Source organism: Pedobacter sp. R-06, from assembly GCF_049913135.1.
Lineage (GTDB): Bacteria > Bacteroidota > Bacteroidia > Sphingobacteriales > Sphingobacteriaceae > Pedobacter.
Genome location: NZ_CP183977.1, coordinates 4063384 through 4084910 on the forward strand (window position 1 = coordinate 4063384; position 21527 = coordinate 4084910).

Consider the following 21527-nt stretch of genomic DNA (forward strand, 5'->3'; position numbering starts at 1 on the left):
TATACATTATGTCAAAATTCCTTTTCGTTGTCCCGCCTTTTTTTGGCCATATCAGTCCAACATTAAGTATTGGCGCCAGTTTGCTGGCCCGCGGCCATGAGGTAAAATGGCTGGGTATTACCCCACTTGCGCAGGTACATTTACCTGAAGGTGGCGAATTTATTTACCCTGAAGCAGATCTGGCAGAATATGCTGATGAAATACAACGCATTTTAAAACGTCAGGATGATGGTCCTGCGTGCTCTGGCCCAGAGGTGATGAAACTGGCTCTCGAAGAAACCTATGTTCCTTTTGCCAAAATGATGATGAAAGGGCTGAACAACTTTGTTGATGCCTGGAAACCTGATGTAATTATTAATGACTGTATTACCTTTGCTGGTGCATTAAGTGCACATTTAAAAGGCATACCATCTGTTACCACTACTCCAGTACCACCAGATGTAATGGGCGATACGGCTAACAGTGCACCCAAAATATTCGAATGGCAACAAAACTTAATTAAAGGTTTACAAAGAGAAGTAGGCATTTATAGAGATGATATCCACATCCATTCGCACCAGTTGAATATGGTTTTTACCTCACAGGCTTTTGCAGGTTTCGAAGACAAGCCACCGCATATGCATTTTGTTGGCCCGGTAAAAGGCAGGCCAAATTTAGCCCCTTTTGATTGGGAACGTTTAAGTCAAGCCACCACCCCTAAAGTTTTTGTTTCGTTGGGTACTTTGCTGGTTAACATCCGTAAAGAATTTTTCCAGAAACTGATTACTGCTTTCGAAAACCAGCCCGTAACCATTGTTGCAGCCACCAATCCTGATATTTTTGAAAAATGGCCTGATAATTTTATCGTAAACGGTTTTGTGCCGCAATCAGAGCTGATGCCACACATGGATGCGGTAATCTGTCACGGAGGTTTTAATACTGTAAACGATACTTTCACAAACGGTTTACCGATGTTGATCACGCCCATCGCCTATGATCATTTTCACACTGCAAAACTAATTGAACAAGCAGGTTGTGGAGTAAGCATCCGTTACAAACGATTACGTATCAGCGATTTAAGAGATACTGTTTTCGAGCTTTTAGAAAACCCGAAATACCGCGAGGCCGCACAAAAAATAAAAGAAACATTTATCGCATCCGGTGGCAATGATAAGGCTGTACAATTGTTGGAAGACTTCGCAAAAACAGCACAAGCTGTGGAAACCAACAGTTTGTAAACCTCGACCGTCATCTCGACTGAAGCGCAGTCCCAAATTTTCGAGAGAGATCTATCCAGAAAGATCTCTCGACTGCGTTGCACTCCGCTCGAGATGACGACTTTCTATCAGAATAATACTAAAAAATGAAAAGAAAACTGTTATTTGGCGAAAGGATGTTATACGGTGATGGAAAAAGCCCGTTTAACATTGTAATACCTTTCAAAATCAGGGGAGAAATCAAAGAAGACGATTTAAGGTTTGCCTTATTCAAAATCCAGAAAAAACACCCCTGGTTAACAGCAGCGATACGTTTTGACGAAGATAAAAGGCCTTGGTTTGTAACCAATCTTACTGAAAATTTTAGCATCCCCATTCGCATTGTAGACAGGTTAAATGATGAACATTGGGAGGAGGAATCTACCTATGAATGGAAAACCGTTTTTGATGCCTCCATTGCACCACTTTGCCGCATTACATGGGTAAAGGGTAAAGCCGTATCCGAATTTTTGATGGTATATCACCATTGTCTTTGCGATGGCACTTCGGCACTTTCTATTTTAACAGAATTGCTTCAGCTTTTGGATGAGCCTGATACCGATATTGGTAAAGAAATTCCAATTATGGGTATAAAGGATGTGATTCCGAAAAAGGTACTAAACAGTTACCGCAACCGAACCAAAAACGGACTGATCGGCAAAATTGCCACTTTAGCACTTTGGATCATACCGATCAAAAAAGTAGCCGTTGAACGAAAAAAAGATTTTATGCTGCGCTGGAAGTTCGATCAGAATTTCACTACACAGCTCATCCAGTTTTGCAAAGCCAATCAGTTCACTGTAAACACTTTGTTGAGTGCAGCAGTTTTAACGGCCTTTAAAGAGGTGAGAAAAGAAAAAGCATTTAACAAAATATCATTACCGGTTGATATCAGAAACTTTAACCCGATTATTAAAAAAGACCACATTTTTGCCTTCGGATTAATGATTGTACTTTCCCTGTTGCCAGAAAAAAACTTTATTGATAATGTGAAGGCCTTACAAAAAGAGGTGAACGATAAATCGGCCAAACTAAATCCTTACAGCCTGATGATGATGATGGAAGCTTGTCACCCTGCGTTAAACAACTTCACCAATTTCTTAAAATATGGAAAATCGAGTAATGATTGTATGTTTTCCAACCTGGGCAAAATAGACATCGGTTACCAATACCGAAACTTTGAAGTAGAAACCATATTCAGTCCTTCGGTAATGGGGCCCTTAGGTAACACCACCACCATGATTGTATCCACCTACCGCAATCAAATGGATTTTACCTTTGTGGCTAGCGAAGGTTATGTGCCATTTGTAGAAGCACAGGCTATAAAAGAAAAAGTAATAGCTATCCTTAAAGAACAGGTTGAAAAACCAATCGGGATTTTAACTGCAACTGCATGAAAAGAAGATTAATTTTAGGCGAAAGAATAATGCACGTTGATGCCAAAACACCGCTAAACTGTGTTTTTGGCGCCAGGATTTCGGGTAAAATCAATGAAGAAAATTTGCACAAGGCACTGTTTAAAATCCAGCAGAAACATCCACTGCTGCAAATGAATATTGATGCCACAGGCAAAACGCCATACTTCGTACGGAACGAAAACATCAGCAAAATACCCGTTAGAATTGCTGATCGTTTAACAGACGAGGATTGGTTAAAACAATCAAAAATAGAATGGTATAAACTTTTTGATGCCCCAAACGAGCCATTAGCCAGGTTAGTTTGGTTAAAAGGAGAAACCGAATCAGACCTTTTGCTTGTGCTTCCACACTGTATTTGCGATGGAACTACCATTTTAAATCTAATGCGGGAGCTGATGACTTTGATTGATGATCCTGAACGAGGCCTGGCTCCATATCCTTCATTTCTTTCTGTTCGCGACCTCTTACCAGAAGATTTTGTAATCAGTAAGGCCGGCCATTTTAAAGGAAAAATTTTTGCAGCGCTTGGCCGTTTGTTTTTCTTTTTTAAATCTACTTCGAACAATAATATAGACAGGAGCAATTACGCCGTTCATTGGAAAATCAGTGCAGAGGATACCAAAAACCTGTTAATTAAGTGTAAGAAAGAAAACACAACCGTGCATGCAATCATCTGTGTGGCCTTTATGGAAGCTTTTAAACATGTACAAGGCACCAAAGCCCATGGCAAAGTGATCTGCCCGGTTGATATCAGGCGGTTTATAGAGGCCATAAAACAAGATACCATGTTTGCCTTTGCACCCATTGTAGAGTTAAAACTAGCGCAGGGCGAAAATGATTTCTGGGCAAAAACCCGAACCTTAAAAACCGATCTGGAAGCAAAAGTAGCAGAAATGAAAGTCCACGACCTGTTAAACATGAGCGAATATTTCCATTCATCAGTAAATAAAATGATTGGCTTTTTGAAAACAACAAAGGGCACACACGATGTGACGCTCAGCAACATGGGGCTTTTAAACATCCCTAAGGATTATCAGAATTTTTCTATTGAAACCATTTATAGTCCTACGGTTGCTTTCCCGTGGAAAAATGCCAATACTTTAGTATGCAGCACTTTTAACGGACAGCTGGATTTCTCTTTTATGTCAAATGAATCATTCCTTCGGGAATTTGAAGCCTGGCAGATCAAAGACAGGGTGATGGAACTGATTAAGGAAAATTTAAATGAATTGGTCAATGTCTGATAAAGTGGAATATGATGAGCAGGCAAAAGTGTCGAACTGGCGAAAGTTTGTGCGCAAAAACCTGCTGATACACCTTATCCCAAACACGGTATTGAATACTGTAGTGCCATATTTTGCTTTTAAAGCGCAAAACTCGGTGCATTTATTTAGTGGAGAGCAAAATCTGGCCAGGTTTTTATTGCCCATGTCGTTGCTCCTGCCCTTTATGGTTACCCTCGATATTTTAAAAAAAATAAAGCTGCTGCAACACTCCGGTGCCATTAACTATAAGGTAGACGAAAAAATTACAGGTTATCCTTTTATATTGAAAAAAGCAGGTTTAAATGGTTTGTACAGCATTGTGGTGGTATTTGCATTGATGCTCGCACTGCACTTCTCTTTCCCTAAAAATCACGATTTTGGAATTACCCCATCGGCTATATGTGCGGGATTGTTGGCTGGTTTATATTCCATTACCTTTTTTTATCTCGCCATTAGAAGGTTTAAAGATGATGCGGTATAGTATCAGTATGAAAAAACTGCTGTCATTCTGAACGCTATGAGAATAAAAGCGTGTCGTCATCTCGACTGAAGCGTAGTCCCGAATTTTCGGGAGAGAGATCTGTTAAATATAGATTTAGCTTCGCTGAGCCTCCTATGTTTGTTCTCAAATCGAAAAAGAGATAAATTAGAATACTTAAGTGAAAAAGAGTGAGAGTGGATCTGAGCCTAAACAGCTTTTATATAGCATGTTCTCCCGAAGATAGCACCTCACTCTTTCTTGTCTTTTAGAGTCTGAACAGAATGTAAGGCGTACATATGTTGATGTATAGCCAGGATACCCAATCAGGAGAGAAGATGAAGGGAGACAACTCACTTTTGCTAATTTAATTAAAATTTATGGCAGAAATTGTAAAACAGGTTGTAGGCATTGATGTAGCACAAAATGAATTAGTGGTCTCGCTCGGCAGGATGAACCACGACACAGGCGTTGATATATATGCCTATAAAATATTTGCAAATACTGTAGCCGGTTTTGGCAGCCTTACCTCATGGGTTGAGAAAAAGACGGTGAAAGATGTTAAGGTACGATATGTAATGGAGGCAACCGGGGTTTATCATGAACATTTGGCTTATTATCTTTCAGATCAGGAAAAACAGATCAGTATTGTACTTCCAAACAAGATCAGCAATTATTTTAGAACATTGGATGTAAGGACAATTACAGACAGGACCGCCTCGCAGGCGATATGTCAGTTTGGACTGGAACGGAAACTGGAAGACTGGTTACAACCAAAAAAAATATTCAGAAACCTTAAGCAACTTACCCGTGAAAGAGACCAGCTAATCGCCGATAGAACAGTACTGAAAAATCAGCTACATGCCGAGATGTCGGAGAAATTCCCAAACCAGGGCAGTATAAAAAGAATATCCAAGCGTATCCAGCTCATCAATAAACAGGAACTGGAGATCAAAACCGAGCTTTCCAAAACCGTAAAAGAGGATGCAGAACTGGTTAAGAAGATAGACCTTATCACATCAATACCTGGGGTAGGTAAATTAACGGCCATAATTGCCCTTGCAGAAACAAATGGATTTGAACTGATAAAAAACAAAAAGCAACTGATAAGTTATAGCGGGCTTGATGTAAGGCTAAAGGAATCTGGAACCTCTGTAAAAGGAAAACCAAAGATATCCAAAAGAGGTAACAGGCATTTAAGGAAAGCGATGCATATGCCGGCAATAACAGCCATAAGGCACAATGCAAACCATAAAGCGATATTTGTACGCCTTGTGTCCAAACACGGGATCAAAATGAAGGCAGTGGTGGCCGTACAAAAAAAAATACTCGGACTTATATATACCATATACAAAACCAATAAACGCTTTGATATTGACTATAATAAGATCGCGATAGAAGAGGTAATAAATGGTTAGAGCAGCCATTAAAAAATGAACTGCCCTAATGAAGCTAGCTTAGAGCTGCCTTTAATAAATAAAGTTAAAAATTATTTGCGTATAAACACAGAATCTTCGGGTTCTCGACCGCGTTGCACCCGATAGCTATCGGGTCCGCTCGAAATGACAATCTCAGGTATAGCCATTATTCCAACCAAACCATTTGTGTAAAAGCACCATTGGCTGCAATATCCCAGGCCTCTACCCTTACCCAATGCCGGCCTTTTAAATTTACCGGCCAACTAAAATCCTTTTTGCCAAAAGCCTGTGTAGCATTCAAATTAATGCGGTTTCGGTAAACTTTCGTTCCATCACCCGATACAATTTCGACAAAGTTTAAAGGAAATGTCCAATTGAGTTGTATGTTTATCTTTGCCTTTCCGTTATTATCAACCTTCAAAATCTCTCCTGCGCCTTTTCCATTAACATTAAAGCTCGGGATCAGCACCTCACCTGTAGATACAAAAAACTTGCCTTTCCGCATTACATCTAAAACAGGCTGCCAGCCATTGGCATAATTAGGTACCTTATCCAGCTGTAAATAATTCACGTTTAAGTGTGCATACATTTCATTTTGCTCAGTAATGGTAAAGATATCAGCCTCTGAAATAATGTGTTTTTTCAACCCCCAGTTGGCCATATCATCCATCAGGTTCAATACCCTTTTACTTAAGGTTGGTAAAGAAAGATCGCCGGGAATAGCTTTCCATGCGGCGCCCATAAAAGTCTCCGACTTAAAAAAGTCTTCTTCTTTATATTTGTCCGGGTAACCCGTGGAAGCCTTTGTTCGGGCATGGGCAGTCCAGGCTAAGCCATGTTCTTGTTCCAGTAATTTAAGCATTTCTGCTTTATCATTAATGCGATAAACTTTACCATATTTAGGGTCGTTGGTTTCGAAAGGCAGATCGCTTTTTCTCGACATAATCCAATAAATTGGTTTAGGAAAAAATGCCAGCCAATGTCCACCATAAAAATTATTGGCTTCTTCTCCTGGTAACAATAAAAAATTTGGATCAGATAATCTTTTAGTCTGTTTAAATAAGGCATCTAATTCTTTTAAACGAACAGAATCTGGTCCTTTAGGATGGCCTGGCCCGTGAAATTCGGCAAGCTTAACAATATTTAAACCCGCCTTTTTCAACACCTCAACAAATTCAGGCTTTTCTGGAACGGCTTTTCCGCTGAGCACTACGTCAGAAATAAACTCATTGTGGAAATGGCTAGCCATTGTTTTATAACCTGCCAAGGGCGCATAAGTATCATCGTGCGTAAACTTTTTAACTTCATCCAACGCTGCTCCTGCCTTCCCAGTGCTCAATAAACAGAAAAAATTAAGGCGCTGTTGGGTATTTGGTGGTGCATTGAACCAGGGCACATAACGTTTATCGCCCAATGGATCCTGGCGGATGCCGATACCAAAATCGGGAATCAGATTTAAATAGTTGCTTCCTTTCCAGGTAAATTTAAGGTTAAAAGCTTCGTCCAATGGATAAAAATATTGATGCGGCGCAGGAAAAACCGCCAAACTTCCTGCTGTATTTTCGCCGATAACGGTACGGTATTTTACCTCAAGATTTTTACTCGCATCTGTTTTAACAACTTTCTCAGTATGAAGATTACCTTTTACATCACTCCAGGCAATATTGGCCCAGGCGTCTTTTTTGCTCGTTAATCCGGCATCATACAAAATAGCTGTAGAATCTTTTGGGGTTGATACTACTGCAGCCACATTAAACAAAGGGCTTCCATTGTAAAGTGTTATTTCTAAAGCACCGCTAAAGGTTTCGCACTGAACGCCATTTATTCGCACCACAGTTTGCGAGCCCTTCGTAGAAACACTGGCCGCTCCTCTTTCGAATTTTACAACATTTGTGGTATATGGTCTTGTGGGGACCCGATCGAAAAAAACATCCCAGCCCCCACTGTTTGGACTTAAGGTGCGTTTACCTATTCTTAGCACAAATGCAGGATCGAGATGAGCAGCAACTTCTTTTAAGGCGCCCTGCTTACCTAACAATAAACTTTTAAACAATGGTTTGGTACGATCAAGGTCTAAAATCATTTTACCTGAGGTTCCTTTGCCAGCCGGCCAGGTAAGTACAAGTTCTTTTTGATTGGAAGAAACTGTGGCACCGTTGGGTTTAAATGCTTTTAGGTTTACCTGGCTTTGCGCATAAAATGCTGAAAAGCATATTATCAATATTATAGGAATGCAGTTTCTCATACAACTTAATCGTTTTAGTACAGATATAACGCAAGATAACAATTAAGTGCAAAACATAAAATTGGCTAATCAGTAATGCATTTCGTTCATTATTTATTTTTTTCCAAAAAATAAATAACATTACTTAACTTAATCTGGATTTAAAACCAAACATTTTGCACCCTATACTCATCAGAAATAACGTAAAAATCCTTGGCGAAGGTAGCCAGGTAATTGTATTTGCCCACGGTTTCGGCTGTGCGCAAAGTTCCTGGAAATTTATAACAGATGCTTTTCTCCAAGACTACAAAGTCGTACTATTTGATTATGTTGGATCAGGTAATTCGGACCTCAGCCAATACGATCAACGAAAATATGCTACACTCGAAGGATATGCCTGTGATGTAATCGATATCATAGAAGCACTTGATTTAAACAACATTATTTTTGTTGGTCATTCGGTAAGCAGCATGATTGGCATGATTGCCGCATTACAGATGCCGGAAGCATTTAAAAAACTGGTTTTTATCGGCCCTTCGCCGAGATATTTAAATGATCGTGATTATATCGGTGGATTTAATACTGAAGATATTGAAACCATTTTTGAGCACATTGCAGATGATTATGTAGCCTGGAGCAAACAATTGGCACCGCTGGTAATGGATAACCCTTCCAAACCCGAATTAACTGATTTTTTACAGGAATGTTTTGAAGCCACCAACCCTGATGTTGCCCTGGCCTTTGCAATGGCCACCTTTAAAGCCGATTACAGAGATAAATTAAAAAATCTCGAAGTGCCAAGCCTAACCCTGCAAAGTACGAATGATATGATGGCTCCTTTATCAGCCGGCCAATTTATCCATAAAAATACCCCGGAGAATTTTTTGGTTGTAATGAAAGCTACAGGGCATTTTCCGCACATTAGCGAACCGGAGGAAACTATCAGGGAAATAAAAGATTTTATTGAAGAAACAAGTTTAAAATCGGCATCTGATCATCTCTATGCCTCCTAATAATTTTCAGCAATCAGTAAATTAAAAGCCTTCTGGCAAAGAAAAAGTATAGGTTATTGTTCTAAAAAAACCTGTGCTTCTTCTTTAGCCTTTTCGCAGTTCATCGTAATCAGGCTTGCCCGATACCTATACTGATCTGCAGTTTAAACCATCATCTTCAATAGCTTGCAGGCCTGCGCTCAGTTTAAGACCTACCCCAATTACATAAATGGTTGAAAGCATTATGTGCAATAGCTTTTTAAATTTCCCTGTTATTTCCCTTTCGTAGGCAATATCTCCCTGCTTACAGATGGCCAAATCAAATAGCACCATATCCATCTAACTCATGTTTAACCTGAATATTTTTGGTCGACAATACATCATTTGATAAAAAATGGGTCAAAACACCAACCAGTTCAATTCTCGAGATGGGTCTGGTAAAACAGCCATCCAGCCCTGCATTAAAGCACTGTGTTTTTAATTCATCTGAATCTTTTTCAATTATAGCTACAATTGAAACATCAGAAGACGAATAGGCCCGTATTTTCTCTACAATTTTATACGAATCATTTTCTAATAGCTCAGCTGCGATCAAGACCAGCATAAAAGTATGGTCTGCTAAAGTTTTTACGGCCTCGTTGGTATCTACAGCAACCACAAAACTAATATCGTATTCTTTAAGGCAATCTGATAAGCGCTTTTGATCTGTTGCGTGGTCATCCACAATTAAAACCTCAGCTATGCTGTTCAATTCCTTATCACTTGCTTTATTCGCTTTCATCAATTGCATTCGTTATAATGTTTGCATTCATTTATTCAGGATCATTTTATAAGCATCAGATAAGGGGGGACAATTTTTATGCATACCGAAGTATCCCTTCAACAGCATCTATTTTGCCCACATTGATAATAAATGACCGGATTACACGGAAAGAACCTGTTCTGGCAGCTTGTTTAATAGGATTTTAAGAAGAGTACCGAATATACTTTTCATTCAAAAAATCTACACACAATCACCTTGTATCTTCAGATAATTAATATGGAGCAGTTTTGCATGCCTAATATGGCCAAATGCCTGGTAAAAACAAACATCCTATTGGTTATTCAAAACAAATAGCTAATGTATCCACTAAACAATTCATTATGATCAGGTTATCCCTTACTAAAACTAAGCATAACCCAGAGGAATATTTTCACAAATAAATAATGAACAAAATGAATAAAATATATATTTGTAAAAAATATACCCACATTTTCTAAGCGCGCGTTTCCCCATTCGTCTAAAATTATCGCCTTTCCAACGACTTGAAACAGTCAAAACAAGCATTCAGAGGCAGATTATCAAAGCATTAAACAGAAATCATCAATCACAAAAAATAAAAAAAACAAAATGAACAACATTAAAACAATTGCATTCGCTGCATTAAGTATCTTATCGGTTTATAGTGCAAAAGCCCAAAACTTTAAAGAGCCTGTTAGCTATAAACTTAAGAATGGCATGAACATCATTATTTCGGAAAATGAACGTTCGCCAAAAGCATATTCTAGCTTTACCTTAGATACTAAGGCCTTTGAGGGCAAAAAAGATGGTATAGTGGAGTTATTGAATGCGGTTTTAAACGAAAACGTAAATAAAAACTCAAATATTAGCTTTAAAGATAACAGCGGTAAGTTGGCTACAGTAAATGCTGACCTTGAGAAAGACCTGGCAACAATGGCTTCGGTAATTCAAAATGCCAGCTTCGATCAAAAAACTTTCAATACAGCGAAAGCTAAATTAATTGCCAGTTTAAAACTTCAGGATTACGATTATGACCAAACGGTAAATGAAAATTCGATTAATGCATTAACCTTGGCCGATGTTAAAAACTTTTATAGCCAGCTTTCTCCAGAAAAAACATTTTTAACTATTGCCGGAGATATTGAATTAAATACGGCCAAAGCTTCAGCTAAAAAAGCTTTTGGTAACTGGAACCGGACACAAGAACTTGCATTAACTGTGGCAAGGTAATATTAAAATTAAGCCTAGGCCCTTTGATTAGTTTCGAAGGGCTTTTTTTATGCCCAAAATGTTACAAGAGATTAGGTTTAAACCGCCTGTATTCAAGGAATCATTCAATATATTCGTTTTAAATAAAATCATTATTCCTGAAAAAACCGACAGATGAGAAAAATCTACATACCCCTACTTTTTGTTACCATAAGTTTATCTCTACAGGCACAGGTTGTGGTTAACCGAAATCAGGATATTGATAAAATGGTTAAGGCTGTAAACCAGGATTCGCTAAAATCATATATCAGTAAAATGGTTTCTTTCGGAACAAGAAATACGCTTAGTGATATTAAAAGTAAAACGAAAGGAATTGGGGCTGCCAGAAATTGGGTCGTAAATAAGTTTAATCAGTTTGCCAGGCAAAGTGATGGCAGGCTTACCGCATACCTGGATACCATTACATTTAAACCCGATGGCAAAAGAGTAGATCAGCCTACACTTTTGGGCAATGCTATAGCCGTACTAAAAGGCACTGATGTAAACGACAAACGTGTTTATGTGGTGAGCGGGCACCTTGATAGCCGTGTTACCGATGTAATGAACAGAACCAGTGATGCACCCGGCGCCAATGATGATGGTAGTGGTGTTGCAGGCGTAATTGAGGCTGCAAGAATTATGAGTCAATATAAATTTTCTGCCACCATAATTTTTGTAGCTGTAAGCGGTGAAGAACAATCTTTATTAGGCTCTGGTTTTATGGCTGCAAAAGCGAAAAAAGAAAACTGGAATGTAGATGCCATGTTGAACAATGATATGATCGGCAGCAACAACAGTAGCGAAACGCAAATCATCGACAATACCAGGCTACGTGTATTTAGTGAGGGCTTACCCAGCTTCGATCTGGATAAAAATGCGAAGAGCATCCGTCAGTTTGGTTTAGAGAACGATGGTAAAAGCCGTCAGTTGGCAAGATATGTTAAAGAAATAGGCGAACGTTATGTAGATCAGCTAGAAGTTAAATTAATTTACAGGAACGATAGATTTCTCCGTGGCGGAGATCATACCCCATTCGTAGAAAATGGATTTACAGCCGTACGCATAACCGAAATGAACGAAAACTTCGATCACCAGCACCAGGACCTTAGAACAGAGAAAGGCGTTAGATATGGCGACCTTCAGGAATTTATGGATTTCGAATATTTACGTAAAAATACAGGTGTAAATATTGCGGTTTTGGCCAATCTGGCCAAAGCGCCCTCAAGCCCTACCGAAGTAAAAGTTGATGTAAAAAACCTGAGCAACTCTACCTTTTTATACTGGAAAGCACCTGTTAATGGTGCAGTAAAGGGCTATTATGTTTTAATGCGCGAAACCAGCAGCGCCGTTTGGGAAAAGAAATTTTTCACTTCAGCCACCGAATTGAGATTACCCTACAGTAAAGACAATTATTTATTTGCGGTTCAAAGTATTGGAAATGACGGCACTGAAAGCCTTCCAATAGTGCCGGGCATTGGCAGATGATAAAACATTTAGGTTTTATTGTTGTTTAAACTCAAATTTAACGCATGAAATTTAAACCTTTAGCTTTTGTTATCAATATTGCCATCACGTTGGGTATAGGCGCGTTAGGTGCGTGGGCGACTCTTCAATCTGTCAAAACCTGGTATCCAACATTAAACAAACCCTCTTTTAACCCGCCAGATTGGCTTTTTCGCCCTGTTTGGACAACGTTGTATGTACTTATTGGTATTGCAGCCTATCTGGTATGGATAAAGCGCGACAAAATTGTTCATTTTCCACGAACAGTTGCCATTTACTTTATCCAGTTAATTTTAAATTTAGGCTGGTCATTCATTTTCTTTTACCTGCGTGAAATAGGCTTTGCCCTTGCCGAAATTATTTTACTGTTGATCATCATTGTTATCAATGCATCTATGTTCTATAAAATAAACAAATGGGCAGGACTGATTTTTATTCCATATTTCCTTTGGGTAAGTTTTGCCACAATTTTAACTTATAACATTTTCATGTTGAACTAATTTAAAAGAAAACCCCTATTTTTAAGGGTGGTAACTTTTAAAAGATTTTTGCTGATCCTCTTCGTTCTGTGCTGTAACCAATTACGGGCGCAAAAGGTAGGTCTTGTATTTAGCGGAGGTGGTGCGAAAGGATTGGCACACATTGGCACATTAAAGGCTTTAGAAGAGAACCACATCCCCATCGATTACATTACCGGCACATCTATGGGCGGAATTGTTGGCGCCATGTATGCCGCAGGTTATAGCCCCGCACAGATAGAAAAAATTGCATTAAGCAACGACTTCCAGAACTGGGTAAATGGTAGATACACCAGCGATTACACCTACTACTTCCAGAAAAATGCGCCCAATGCTTCTATGCTTACTGCAAAAGTGGCTATTGATACGGGCTTTCATTTTAGCTTCCGTTCTAACCTGATTAACGATATTCCATTAAATTTTGCCTTTCTCGAGCTTTTTGCCCAGGCTTCAGCCGTTTCTAAAGATAATTTCGATAATCTTTTTGTTCCCTATCGTTGTATGGTTGCAGATGTACTTTCACAAAAAAGTATCACAGTAAGCAAAGGAAGTTTAGCAGAAGCAGTAAGGGCAACCATGACGGTTCCGATTATCTACCGGCCCATTAAACTAGATGGAAAGTACGTTTTTGATGGAGGCCTTTACAACAATTTCCCTGCTGATGTAATGGAAAGAGACTTTAAGCCTGATTTTGTGATCGGTGCGAATGTTTCTTCAAAAACCTATAACGAATACCCTAAAAACATCGACGATCGTTTAATGAACCGCTTTTTGGTATACATGTTTCTATCCAAATCGGATTCTACCATGATCGGGAAAAATGGTGTATATATCCAACCCAATTTAGCTACTTACAGCGTAACTAATTTTGCTCCGGTAGAAGAGCTGATTAAAAAAGGCTATGATGCAACAATAGCCGATATGCCAAGGATTAAAGCTTTAATCAGCAAAAGAGTGAGCGATGAAGAACTGGCAAAAAGAAGGGAAAAATTTAATGCGAAAAAGCCAGATCTAAAGTTCAGCAACATCATCGTAACCGGTGTAAACAGTCAGCAGAAAAAATATGTAGAAAGGCTTTTCAAAAGTGATAAAGTTACTTTTAACCTGCAAGATATTAAACGAGGGTATTATAAACTGGTTGCCGACCAAACTTTCGAAACTGTATTTCCTAAAATTTCATATCAGGCAGCAACAGACAGTTATACTTTTGAGGTGGTGGCACAGCCGAAAAAGAGCTTCAAACTCGAACTAGGCGGCAATATATCTACAAGACCCATCAGCAATGTTTTTTTGGGTGCCCAGTACAACTACCTTAACCGAAAATCGTACACTTTTGGAACCAGCTTTTACTCTGGCCGCTTTTACGAATCGGTACAGGTTAATGGCCGGGTAGATTATCCAACCAGACTACCCTTGTTTCTGGCCGCAGAATTAACCTATAATCACTGGAATTTTTATAATACCAGCCAGATATTTATCGAAAACCCACGCCCCATTTACATCGAACAATCTGACCGTAAGATTGACCTGATGATGGGAATGCCCTTAAATTACAATACCAAAATTGTTCTCCATTCTACTTTTATAAATAATAATGATCGCTATAGCCCAAACAATACCTTTGCGGTAGGCGATTTATTAGACCAAACCATATTCAACGGTTTCAGGGGCTCGTTAAACTTCGAAAAAAATTCGCTGAACAGAAAACAATATGCCACCAATGGCCAGAGCTTTTCGCTAAGTTTCAACTACACCACAGGCCGCGAAAACTATAATCCCGGCAATATTTTCCGCAACACCCCGGGGTTTGTAAAAATTCCGGGCAGTAGTCATTTGCGCCAATGGGGAAGTATAAAACTTACCCAGGAAAATTACTTTTTACACCTTAAAAAATACACATTGGGTTATATTGTGGAAGGCGTTTTCTCTAACCAGCCTTTATTTAGCAACTATTACGCAACACTTTTAACCGCTCCGGCCTTCTACCCGCTGCAAGATAGCCGCTCGCTATTTCTGGATAAGTTTAGGGCAACCACCTATGCCGCCGGCGGAATAAAAAACATTTACAATGTTAAAAAAAATCTTGACTTTAGATTAGAAGGTTATTTATTTTTACCTCATAAAGAGTTTGAGCTGAATAATTTCCAGGATATAAATTACGCAAAGCCCATTACAAAATTACGTTATGCGGGTACCGCTGGCCTGGTTTATCACTCCCCTCTGGGTCCGGTTAGCCTAAGTTATAATTTATATAATGATGCTGTTAAAAGAAATGGTGTATTATTGCATATCGGTTATTTAATTTACAATAAACGTTCTATCGAATGAAACGAATCTTACTCTTGCTTTCGCTGTGTTTAATCGGGTTTTTCAGCCATGCACAAACCGCAGCAATCAATAATTTTCTGGTAAAAGAAAATTTGCTCAAAAACAATAAACTGGCCATAATAGCCGCCGATTCGCTAAACAACCCCAACGAAAATATAAACGGAACCTACACCTTTAGTGTAAGTGGTTTTACACAGGTATTAAAATTTAACGATGGCATAGCGGTGCTGCCTTTACCAATCGATAAATCTACCTTCGTTTACATCAAACATCAAAACGACTCTGGTACGCATAGTAAACTGGTGTATGTGTATAAAAAAGACACTGATTTAAGTCCGTACGCTATAAACAGTTTATGGCTTTTCATTATTCCTATTATATTGGTAATTATTGCCTTTGCCTTCCGCAAACTGATCATATTTGTGGTCATTGTTTTTCTGGTATTTGTGTATTTTAATCACAGCAATGGCTTAAACCTTTCTACCTTTTTCGAAAGTATATTTGATGGATTAAAGAACCTCGTCTGACATTTTCGAATTAAATTTTCACCACGAATCGTCATTGCGAGGCTGGATAGGCGCGAGCCGAAGCAATCTTTCTCTATAAATTAAAATATGTTCTTTTTTTTAGAAAAGCAATGTCTGTGGTGCTTCGGTTATCCCCCTCCCGCCCTTTGCTTAATCCCGATAGATAAACCGTTAAATAAAAGCAGCATCAATCGGGATAACGCTGCCGGTCGGGTTTATTTTACCACAGATAGTAGTACTTTTTAAGCCTCCTAGACCCGATCGAAGCGGAATGCCGATTATTTCAATCGGCAGAAGCGGAAGCGGGACTGCAATAACCAAAATGCTACTATAACTGCTTTCCGAAAAAAGGATATCTAATTCAACCAACAGCAACAACACAATAATTTATTTTAATATTACTAAAAATATTAGCAAATTCGTTTTATGGAAAATCTATTTTTAGTGTGTTTAGTCCCTCCTGTTTCTATAGCAGAAGACATCGATGAAATTAGAACATACATTTCAGAGAAATTTAATGTGCATGAATCATTAAAACGGCCGGCACACATCACCTTATACCCACCGGTAAAACTATCAGCTTACAATGCAGAAAAAAGATTTTTTAAAGCTTTAGAAGATGCTTCTTTCAGTGAGCCATTTACACAGGTACTCCGAAACTTTAATTCATTTCTGGAGCATACCTTTTATCTCGATGTTGAACAAAATGAAGGGTTAATGAACCTGGAAAAACAGATTACCAAAACATTACAGCCTTTAAAATTAATAGAGAAAAAAGAAAAATTCAATCCACATTTAACTTTGGCATTTAGAGATGTAAAACCGCCCATTTTCAAACAGATTGCTGCCGAATTTAAAGACCGGAAATTTAAACGCGAGTTTCCGGTTTCATCCTTTTCTGTTTACAAACACATGGATAAAAGATGGCAACCCTTTAAAGAATTTTCTTTTAAAGATCCCGATACAAAACCCAAAGCATTAAGCCTTTTTGGTTAATTAGAATGGCATACCGATACCAAAATTATATTGTAAAAACCGATAAGTATCAGGTGCATGTGTTAAGTTATAACTGTCTTTAAATGCCCTTGCACCAGATAAAAACTTACTGATAACCCATTGATCCGAACCTGTGAACTGCGGATCTTTAAGCTTTAAACCTACATCAAACCTAAAAACAAAATATTGCACGTCATATCTCAGGCCTACACCTGTACCAATAGCCAACTGTTGTGCAAATTTACTTAATTTAAATACGGTTTGTTCATCAAGCGTGGGGGTTGCAACCAGAATTGATTCTCCTTTACGAAGGTTCCATACATTACCAATATCAACAAAGGCTGCTCCTTTTAACGTGGCGCCAAAAAATTTCTTGGCCACGGTAAAACGGTACTCAAAATTCGTTTCTATCCGCATGGTCCCAAGCTGATCAAGCCCGTAAAACGCTTTCCTTAAGGTATCACTCCTTAAAAGCCCTCTATCATAGTTTCCGGGCCCAATGGTCCTGGCCTGCCAAGCCCTTATGCCATTCGACCCACCTGCAAAAAACTGTTTTTCAAAGGGAATACCTGTTAATACCGAATTCCCATAGGCATAAGCTACACCTGCGTTTAAACGTGCAACAAATTGCCTTTCACCGCCTAAATGTTTGTACCACCTCAGGTCAACCTCCGGACGCATATATTGGTTAAATGGCAAGCCAAATATTTTTGCCGGGTCGTTGTTTGCCGGATCGTTCTTATTGCCTGTTAATTTAGATATCCCCTGCAACATATTACCCGCAATATCCATTCCTGCCCTTAAATAAACAAAAGAGCGGTATTCATTCAGCTTATTTGCATTTAAGGTATAGGTATATTTCATACCCAGCGTTAAATCTTTACGTGCTAATAATGTTGAGTAGTAAAGGTTATTCAATACGGTTTCAGCATCCACATTAGGATCTAAACTGCCAAAACGGTATTCGAAATTCAAGGGCGTAAAAGAGTGCAGTTTAGATTTGGTTTCAAACCAATCGTAAGTGATCGAATTGATAAAAATCCTCCTTACAGATACATCTTTCTGCAAGGCATAAATATAACTACTTGAAAAAGTAGTGTGTGGCATTCCGTTACCACCCAAAACCGGATTGTAGAAAGGAATCATCAATCTAGGTACTGTAATGCTGGCACTAATCGAAAAATCTCGCTGGTAAATATCACTAAAAGGTCTGGCTCCGTTCCCTATCCTTGATTGCAGACCACCCTTTACTTGAAGTTCGAAACGTTCTGCACCCCTAAAAATATTATTATTGGTATAGGTATTACTGAGGTTAAAACCTACTGTACCCCCATTAAATGGCACCTCGCCCTCCACACGGTTACTCATCACCTTTTGCGGAATCAACTGAATTACGGTATTTACCTTATTTGAAGTACTGTCTCGTCTAAAATAATCGATCTTTACGTTTTTGAAAATGTTAAGTTCATATAAACGGTCATAAGTAAGGTTTTCATTTCGGATATCATAAAGTTCGCCCTGTTTTAGAAAATCATACCTTACAATCGGGTTTCTACGGTAGCGTTTGGAAAAATCGGTAAATATGATGCCATTAAGCGTATCTTTACTCAGTTTATAACGCACCGAATCAGGAAACCCATCAGGGTTAGGTGCAATAATCATGTGGGTATAACCAATATTAAACTGCTTGTGCTCACCGTTTGCAGGATCTGTTACATTAAGATTCAAATCTATTTTGTTAGTCTTAGAGTTTGCTTCGGCACCATATACATCAAAATTCACATAAGGTCTTAAGAAATAGAAATATCCATTTTCTTTCATAATACGATAAATCTGCTCCCTTTCATAAGTTAAAGAGTCTTCATCGTACTGCATTCCCTTGTGTAAATGGGATATTTTAGCCTTATTCGATTGGTAAAGATTCCTAATATTTGTATTTGGGATCGAATCGGAAATTTTCTCAATAAAATAAGCAGGCCCCGGTTTTGCGCTGAATACAATTTCGGCCTTTTTATCTGCAATCTTGATGGCCGAGGTTACTTCGGCCTGGCGGTAGCCTTTGCTTTTTAAAAACTTCTGTATCTGTGTTCTGGAAATCTCGACCAACGTACTATCTAAAATAGCGGGTGGCGTACCAAATGGCTTAATATCACTGGTTTTATAACGACCATCTTTTGTGTTGAATAAATTGTACAAAGGCACATTGATACTCAACTTAGATGCCGGCCTGATATCTTTCTGAACATAATTGTATGCCTGTTCTTCAAATTTAGCATCAACACTATCAATAGTAACCTTTTTCACTATCGATTGATAGTCGGCAATGTATTTAGTTGATGAGCAGGCCTGAATTAAAACAATAATAAATAGTAATATTGCAGTGCTTTTCAGTTTAATATTTATTGAGTTTTGGTATGCTTTCAAAATCACAGATTAGTTTTATAAAGTCGTTACATCAAAAAAAATACCGTAAAGAACATGGTTTATTTATTGTTGAAGGTATAAAATCCATAAAAGAATTTTTTCAATCAAGCTACCAGATCCATACTATATTTTACAACAGCGAACAATACAATTTGTTACCCAAATTGCCTGCAAATATAAACTTATTTGAAGTAAAGAACGCCGAATTAGACAAGATTAGTACGCTGCAAACGCCACAAGGCTTTTTAGCACTCGTCCATATCCCCAAAAACAGAGAATTAGTGCTAAAAGCGCTAAAAAATCAGTTCACTTTGGTTTTAGATGGCGTTCAGGATCCGGGTAACATGGGTACCATAATCAGAACGGCAGATTGGTTTGGCTTTAAAAACATCATTTGTTCTGCAGACTGTGTAGAAGTATTCAATCCAAAAACGGTACAGGCTACCATGGGCTCTTTGGCAAGGGTAAATATTTATGAAGCAGATTTACCAGCATTACTGGAGAAAAATATCATCCCTGTATTTGGGGCATTGCTAGATGGCGAATCGATTTACAAAACGCAATGGGGGGCTGAAGGATTGGTGATTTTAGGCAATGAAGGAAAGGGAATATCAGCAGAAGTAATCAAAAAAATAAATAAACCGGTAACCATTCCGAGAATTGGCGAAGCCGAATCGTTAAACGTGGCAGTAAGTGCGGCAATCTTTTGTGCTGAGTTAGTGCGAGTTCGAAATTAAATTGAGATATTATTTGCGGGCTAACTAATAATTGCTATTTTTGCAGCCTTGAATTTAAGGGTCGAGTGGCCGAGTGGCTAGGCAGAGGTCTGCAAAACCTTCTACAGCGGTTCGAATCCGCTCTCGACCTCCATTTGTACAAATAAAATAATTAAAAGGTTATTACCATGGCAGTTACCAGATTAAAAAGAAAAGACAGAAGAAATAAAAATACAGCTCACCAAGAGGTAGCATTTTTAAAGAGAGCAACCAACATTGAGTTAGGAAGCCGCTCTGCACAACCTAAAAACGATCAATTAGCTAAAAACAATGCTGTTTTGGCTACTTTGGCAAAATAGTTTTTAGAAATTCTTCTTAAAGATTTAAAGCATCCTTCTGATCAAAGGATGCTTTTTTTATGCGTTAGTATTTTTGATACTCACAGTATTTATTGCAATCCTAAGCCTCATTTCTAATTCAATCGTTATGCTGAACTTGTTTTACAAGTAGTGGTCGTATTTTCAATTGTCTTGTAGCTACTAAGTGGTCAGCACCTTTCCTGCAAGACAGACCCTGAAATAAATTCAGGGTGACGATGTATACTAACTACCTAAAATCTTAACTTTATGCTATCAGATTTACGATGACATGAATCTTACAGAAACCCTTTCAACACTAGAATCGCTTGGCGAAGAGAAAGTCCGCGCCATGCACATTAAGAACGGCGCCCGAGAAAATATTTTTGGCGTTAAAATGGGCGACATCAGGGCAATAGCCAAAAAGATCAAAACCGATCATGAACTTGCACTTCAACTCTGGGAAACTGAAAATATTGATGCCCGACTGCTGGCAATCTTAATCCTTAAATCAAAAGCGCTGTCTGCAGCACAGATTGAACAAATGGTCGCTTCAGAAAACTTTACCTGGGCAGCTGATTGGTTTTACAATTATATCGTGAAAGAATACCCCGATAAGGAACAATTCAGGGAAAAATGGATGAATTCTGGAAATATTATGCTGGCCCGCGCAGGCTGGAGCTTAACCAGCGGACGTATAACCCGGGCACCTGAAGGAATAGACATCCCGGCAATTCTTGATCGGATTGAAAAAGAAATGCCTACAGCAGCACCAGAAATCCAATGGACGATGAATACCGCACTGGCTCAGATTGGCATTAACCATCCCCAACATAGAAAAAGAGCACTAGAAATAGGTGAAAGATTAGGAATATACCGCGATTATCCTGTTTCTAAAGGCTGTACTTCTCCATTTGCACCGATCTGGATTAATGAAATGGTAAGCCGGCAGAAATAGTTTTTTACCTATTCTCACCATATTTCATGCATGATACTCTCTGTTGAAGCAGGCCTCTCAAGTAGCATTTAATCATAAAATTCAGACCTTATTAAATAAACAATCATAAGCATCCCGATTATTTTCAATCGGGATAAAGCGA

Annotated in this window: 19 protein-coding genes and 1 tRNA gene; 16 read left to right on the plus strand and 4 right to left on the minus strand. The window is 38.6% G+C overall.

Annotated elements, in window-relative coordinates; genetic code table 11:
* Positions 1 to 8 precede the first annotated feature (8 nt).
* The 5 genes from ACN9MR_RS16130 (at position 9) to ACN9MR_RS16150 (ending at position 5814) form a co-directional block, all read left to right on the plus strand.
* Positions 9 to 1217: a glycosyltransferase gene (locus tag ACN9MR_RS16130; RefSeq protein WP_426325140.1), complete on the plus strand. Its 1209-nt coding sequence runs from the start codon at positions 9 to 11 to the stop codon at positions 1215 to 1217.
* A gap of 125 nt (positions 1218 to 1342) precedes the next feature.
* The gene (locus ACN9MR_RS16135; RefSeq protein ID WP_426325141.1) at positions 1343 to 2632 is read left to right on the plus strand and encodes a condensation domain-containing protein; all 1290 of its coding nucleotides are present in this window, start codon (positions 1343 to 1345) and stop codon (positions 2630 to 2632) included.
* Complete coding sequence (locus ACN9MR_RS16140) at positions 2629 to 3897, plus strand: hypothetical protein (RefSeq protein ID WP_426325142.1); 1269 nt, start codon at positions 2629 to 2631, stop codon at positions 3895 to 3897. The genes ACN9MR_RS16135 and ACN9MR_RS16140 overlap by 4 nt, the downstream gene beginning before the upstream one ends.
* Positions 3890 to 4399: a hypothetical protein gene (locus ACN9MR_RS16145; RefSeq protein WP_426325143.1), complete on the plus strand. Its 510-nt coding sequence runs from the start codon at positions 3890 to 3892 to the stop codon at positions 4397 to 4399. The genes ACN9MR_RS16140 and ACN9MR_RS16145 overlap by 8 nt, the downstream gene beginning before the upstream one ends.
* A 377-nt stretch (positions 4400 to 4776) precedes the next feature.
* On the plus strand, positions 4777 to 5814 hold the full coding sequence (locus ACN9MR_RS16150; protein ID WP_426325144.1) for an IS110 family transposase: 1038 nt from the start codon (positions 4777 to 4779) through the stop codon (positions 5812 to 5814).
* Positions 5815 to 5980: 166 nt separating this feature from the next.
* Here ACN9MR_RS16150 and ACN9MR_RS16155 read toward each other — a convergent pair whose 3' ends face one another.
* Positions 5981 to 8059, minus strand: a complete 2079-nt coding sequence (locus ACN9MR_RS16155; protein ID WP_426325145.1) for a hypothetical protein — start codon at positions 8057 to 8059, stop codon at positions 5981 to 5983.
* Positions 8060 to 8214: 155 nt separating this feature from the next.
* On the opposite strand from ACN9MR_RS16155, the gene ACN9MR_RS16160 reads away from it, so the two are divergent.
* Positions 8215 to 9051 (plus strand): alpha/beta fold hydrolase, encoded by an 837-nt coding sequence (locus ACN9MR_RS16160; RefSeq protein ID WP_426325146.1) that lies wholly within the window; start codon positions 8215 to 8217, stop codon positions 9049 to 9051.
* 126 nt (positions 9052 to 9177) lie between these two features.
* Here the strand turns inward: ACN9MR_RS16160 and ACN9MR_RS16165 are convergent, their stop codons facing one another.
* Complete coding sequence (locus tag ACN9MR_RS16165; protein WP_426325147.1) at positions 9178 to 9369, minus strand: hypothetical protein; 192 nt, start codon at positions 9367 to 9369, stop codon at positions 9178 to 9180.
* On the minus strand, positions 9350 to 9811 hold the full coding sequence (locus ACN9MR_RS16170; RefSeq protein ID WP_426325148.1) for a response regulator: 462 nt from the start codon (positions 9809 to 9811) through the stop codon (positions 9350 to 9352). Before ACN9MR_RS16170 ends, ACN9MR_RS16165 begins: the two co-directional genes overlap by 20 nt.
* 609 nt (positions 9812 to 10420) lie before the next feature.
* On the opposite strand from ACN9MR_RS16170, the gene ACN9MR_RS16175 reads away from it, so the two are divergent.
* The 6 genes from ACN9MR_RS16175 to ACN9MR_RS16200 all read left to right on the plus strand — a co-directional run bounded on the left by ACN9MR_RS16175 (position 10421) and on the right by ACN9MR_RS16200 (position 16931).
* Positions 10421 to 11041: a hypothetical protein gene (locus tag ACN9MR_RS16175; protein WP_426325149.1), complete on the plus strand. Its 621-nt coding sequence runs from the start codon at positions 10421 to 10423 to the stop codon at positions 11039 to 11041.
* A gap of 153 nt (positions 11042 to 11194) precedes the next feature.
* The gene (locus ACN9MR_RS16180) at positions 11195 to 12544 is read left to right on the plus strand and encodes a M28 family metallopeptidase (protein ID WP_426325150.1); all 1350 of its coding nucleotides are present in this window, start codon (positions 11195 to 11197) and stop codon (positions 12542 to 12544) included.
* 44 nt (positions 12545 to 12588) lie between these two features.
* Positions 12589 to 13062 carry a TspO/MBR family protein gene (locus tag ACN9MR_RS16185; RefSeq protein WP_426325151.1) on the plus strand — a complete coding sequence of 158 codons (474 nt, stop codon included), beginning with the start codon at positions 12589 to 12591 and terminating at the stop codon, positions 13060 to 13062.
* A 48-nt stretch (positions 13063 to 13110) separates the two neighbouring features.
* The gene (locus tag ACN9MR_RS16190; protein WP_426325152.1) at positions 13111 to 15408 is read left to right on the plus strand and encodes a patatin-like phospholipase family protein; all 2298 of its coding nucleotides are present in this window, start codon (positions 13111 to 13113) and stop codon (positions 15406 to 15408) included.
* Positions 15405 to 15935 (plus strand): hypothetical protein, encoded by a 531-nt coding sequence (locus ACN9MR_RS16195; RefSeq protein ID WP_426325153.1) that lies wholly within the window; start codon positions 15405 to 15407, stop codon positions 15933 to 15935. Before ACN9MR_RS16190 ends, ACN9MR_RS16195 begins: the two co-directional genes overlap by 4 nt.
* Before the next feature lie 426 nt (positions 15936 to 16361).
* A complete protein-coding gene (locus ACN9MR_RS16200; RefSeq protein ID WP_426325154.1) occupies positions 16362 to 16931 on the plus strand; it encodes a 2'-5' RNA ligase family protein in 570 nt (189 codons plus the stop codon).
* Here the strand turns inward: ACN9MR_RS16200 and ACN9MR_RS16205 are convergent, their stop codons facing one another.
* Positions 16932 to 19355 carry a BamA/TamA family outer membrane protein gene (locus tag ACN9MR_RS16205; RefSeq protein ID WP_426325155.1) on the minus strand — a complete coding sequence of 808 codons (2424 nt, stop codon included), beginning with the start codon at positions 19353 to 19355 and terminating at the stop codon, positions 16932 to 16934. It lies immediately after the preceding gene.
* Here ACN9MR_RS16205 and ACN9MR_RS16210 point away from each other — a divergent pair.
* The 4 genes from ACN9MR_RS16210 (at position 19346) to ACN9MR_RS16225 (ending at position 21385) form a co-directional block, all read left to right on the plus strand.
* Positions 19346 to 20092, plus strand: coding sequence for a TrmH family RNA methyltransferase (locus ACN9MR_RS16210; RefSeq protein ID WP_426325156.1), 747 nt, complete (start codon positions 19346 to 19348; stop codon positions 20090 to 20092). The two genes, ACN9MR_RS16205 and ACN9MR_RS16210, sit on opposite strands and share 10 nt — an antisense overlap.
* Before the next feature lie 59 nt (positions 20093 to 20151).
* Positions 20152 to 20225: transfer RNA gene (locus ACN9MR_RS16215), tRNA-Cys, on the plus strand.
* 34 nt (positions 20226 to 20259) lie between these two features.
* Complete coding sequence (locus ACN9MR_RS16220) at positions 20260 to 20430, plus strand: hypothetical protein (RefSeq protein ID WP_057933572.1); 171 nt, start codon at positions 20260 to 20262, stop codon at positions 20428 to 20430.
* Positions 20431 to 20719: 289 nt separating this feature from the next.
* The gene (locus tag ACN9MR_RS16225) at positions 20720 to 21385 is read left to right on the plus strand and encodes a DNA alkylation repair protein (protein WP_426325157.1); all 666 of its coding nucleotides are present in this window, start codon (positions 20720 to 20722) and stop codon (positions 21383 to 21385) included.
* Positions 21386 to 21527: the final 142 nt, after the last annotated feature.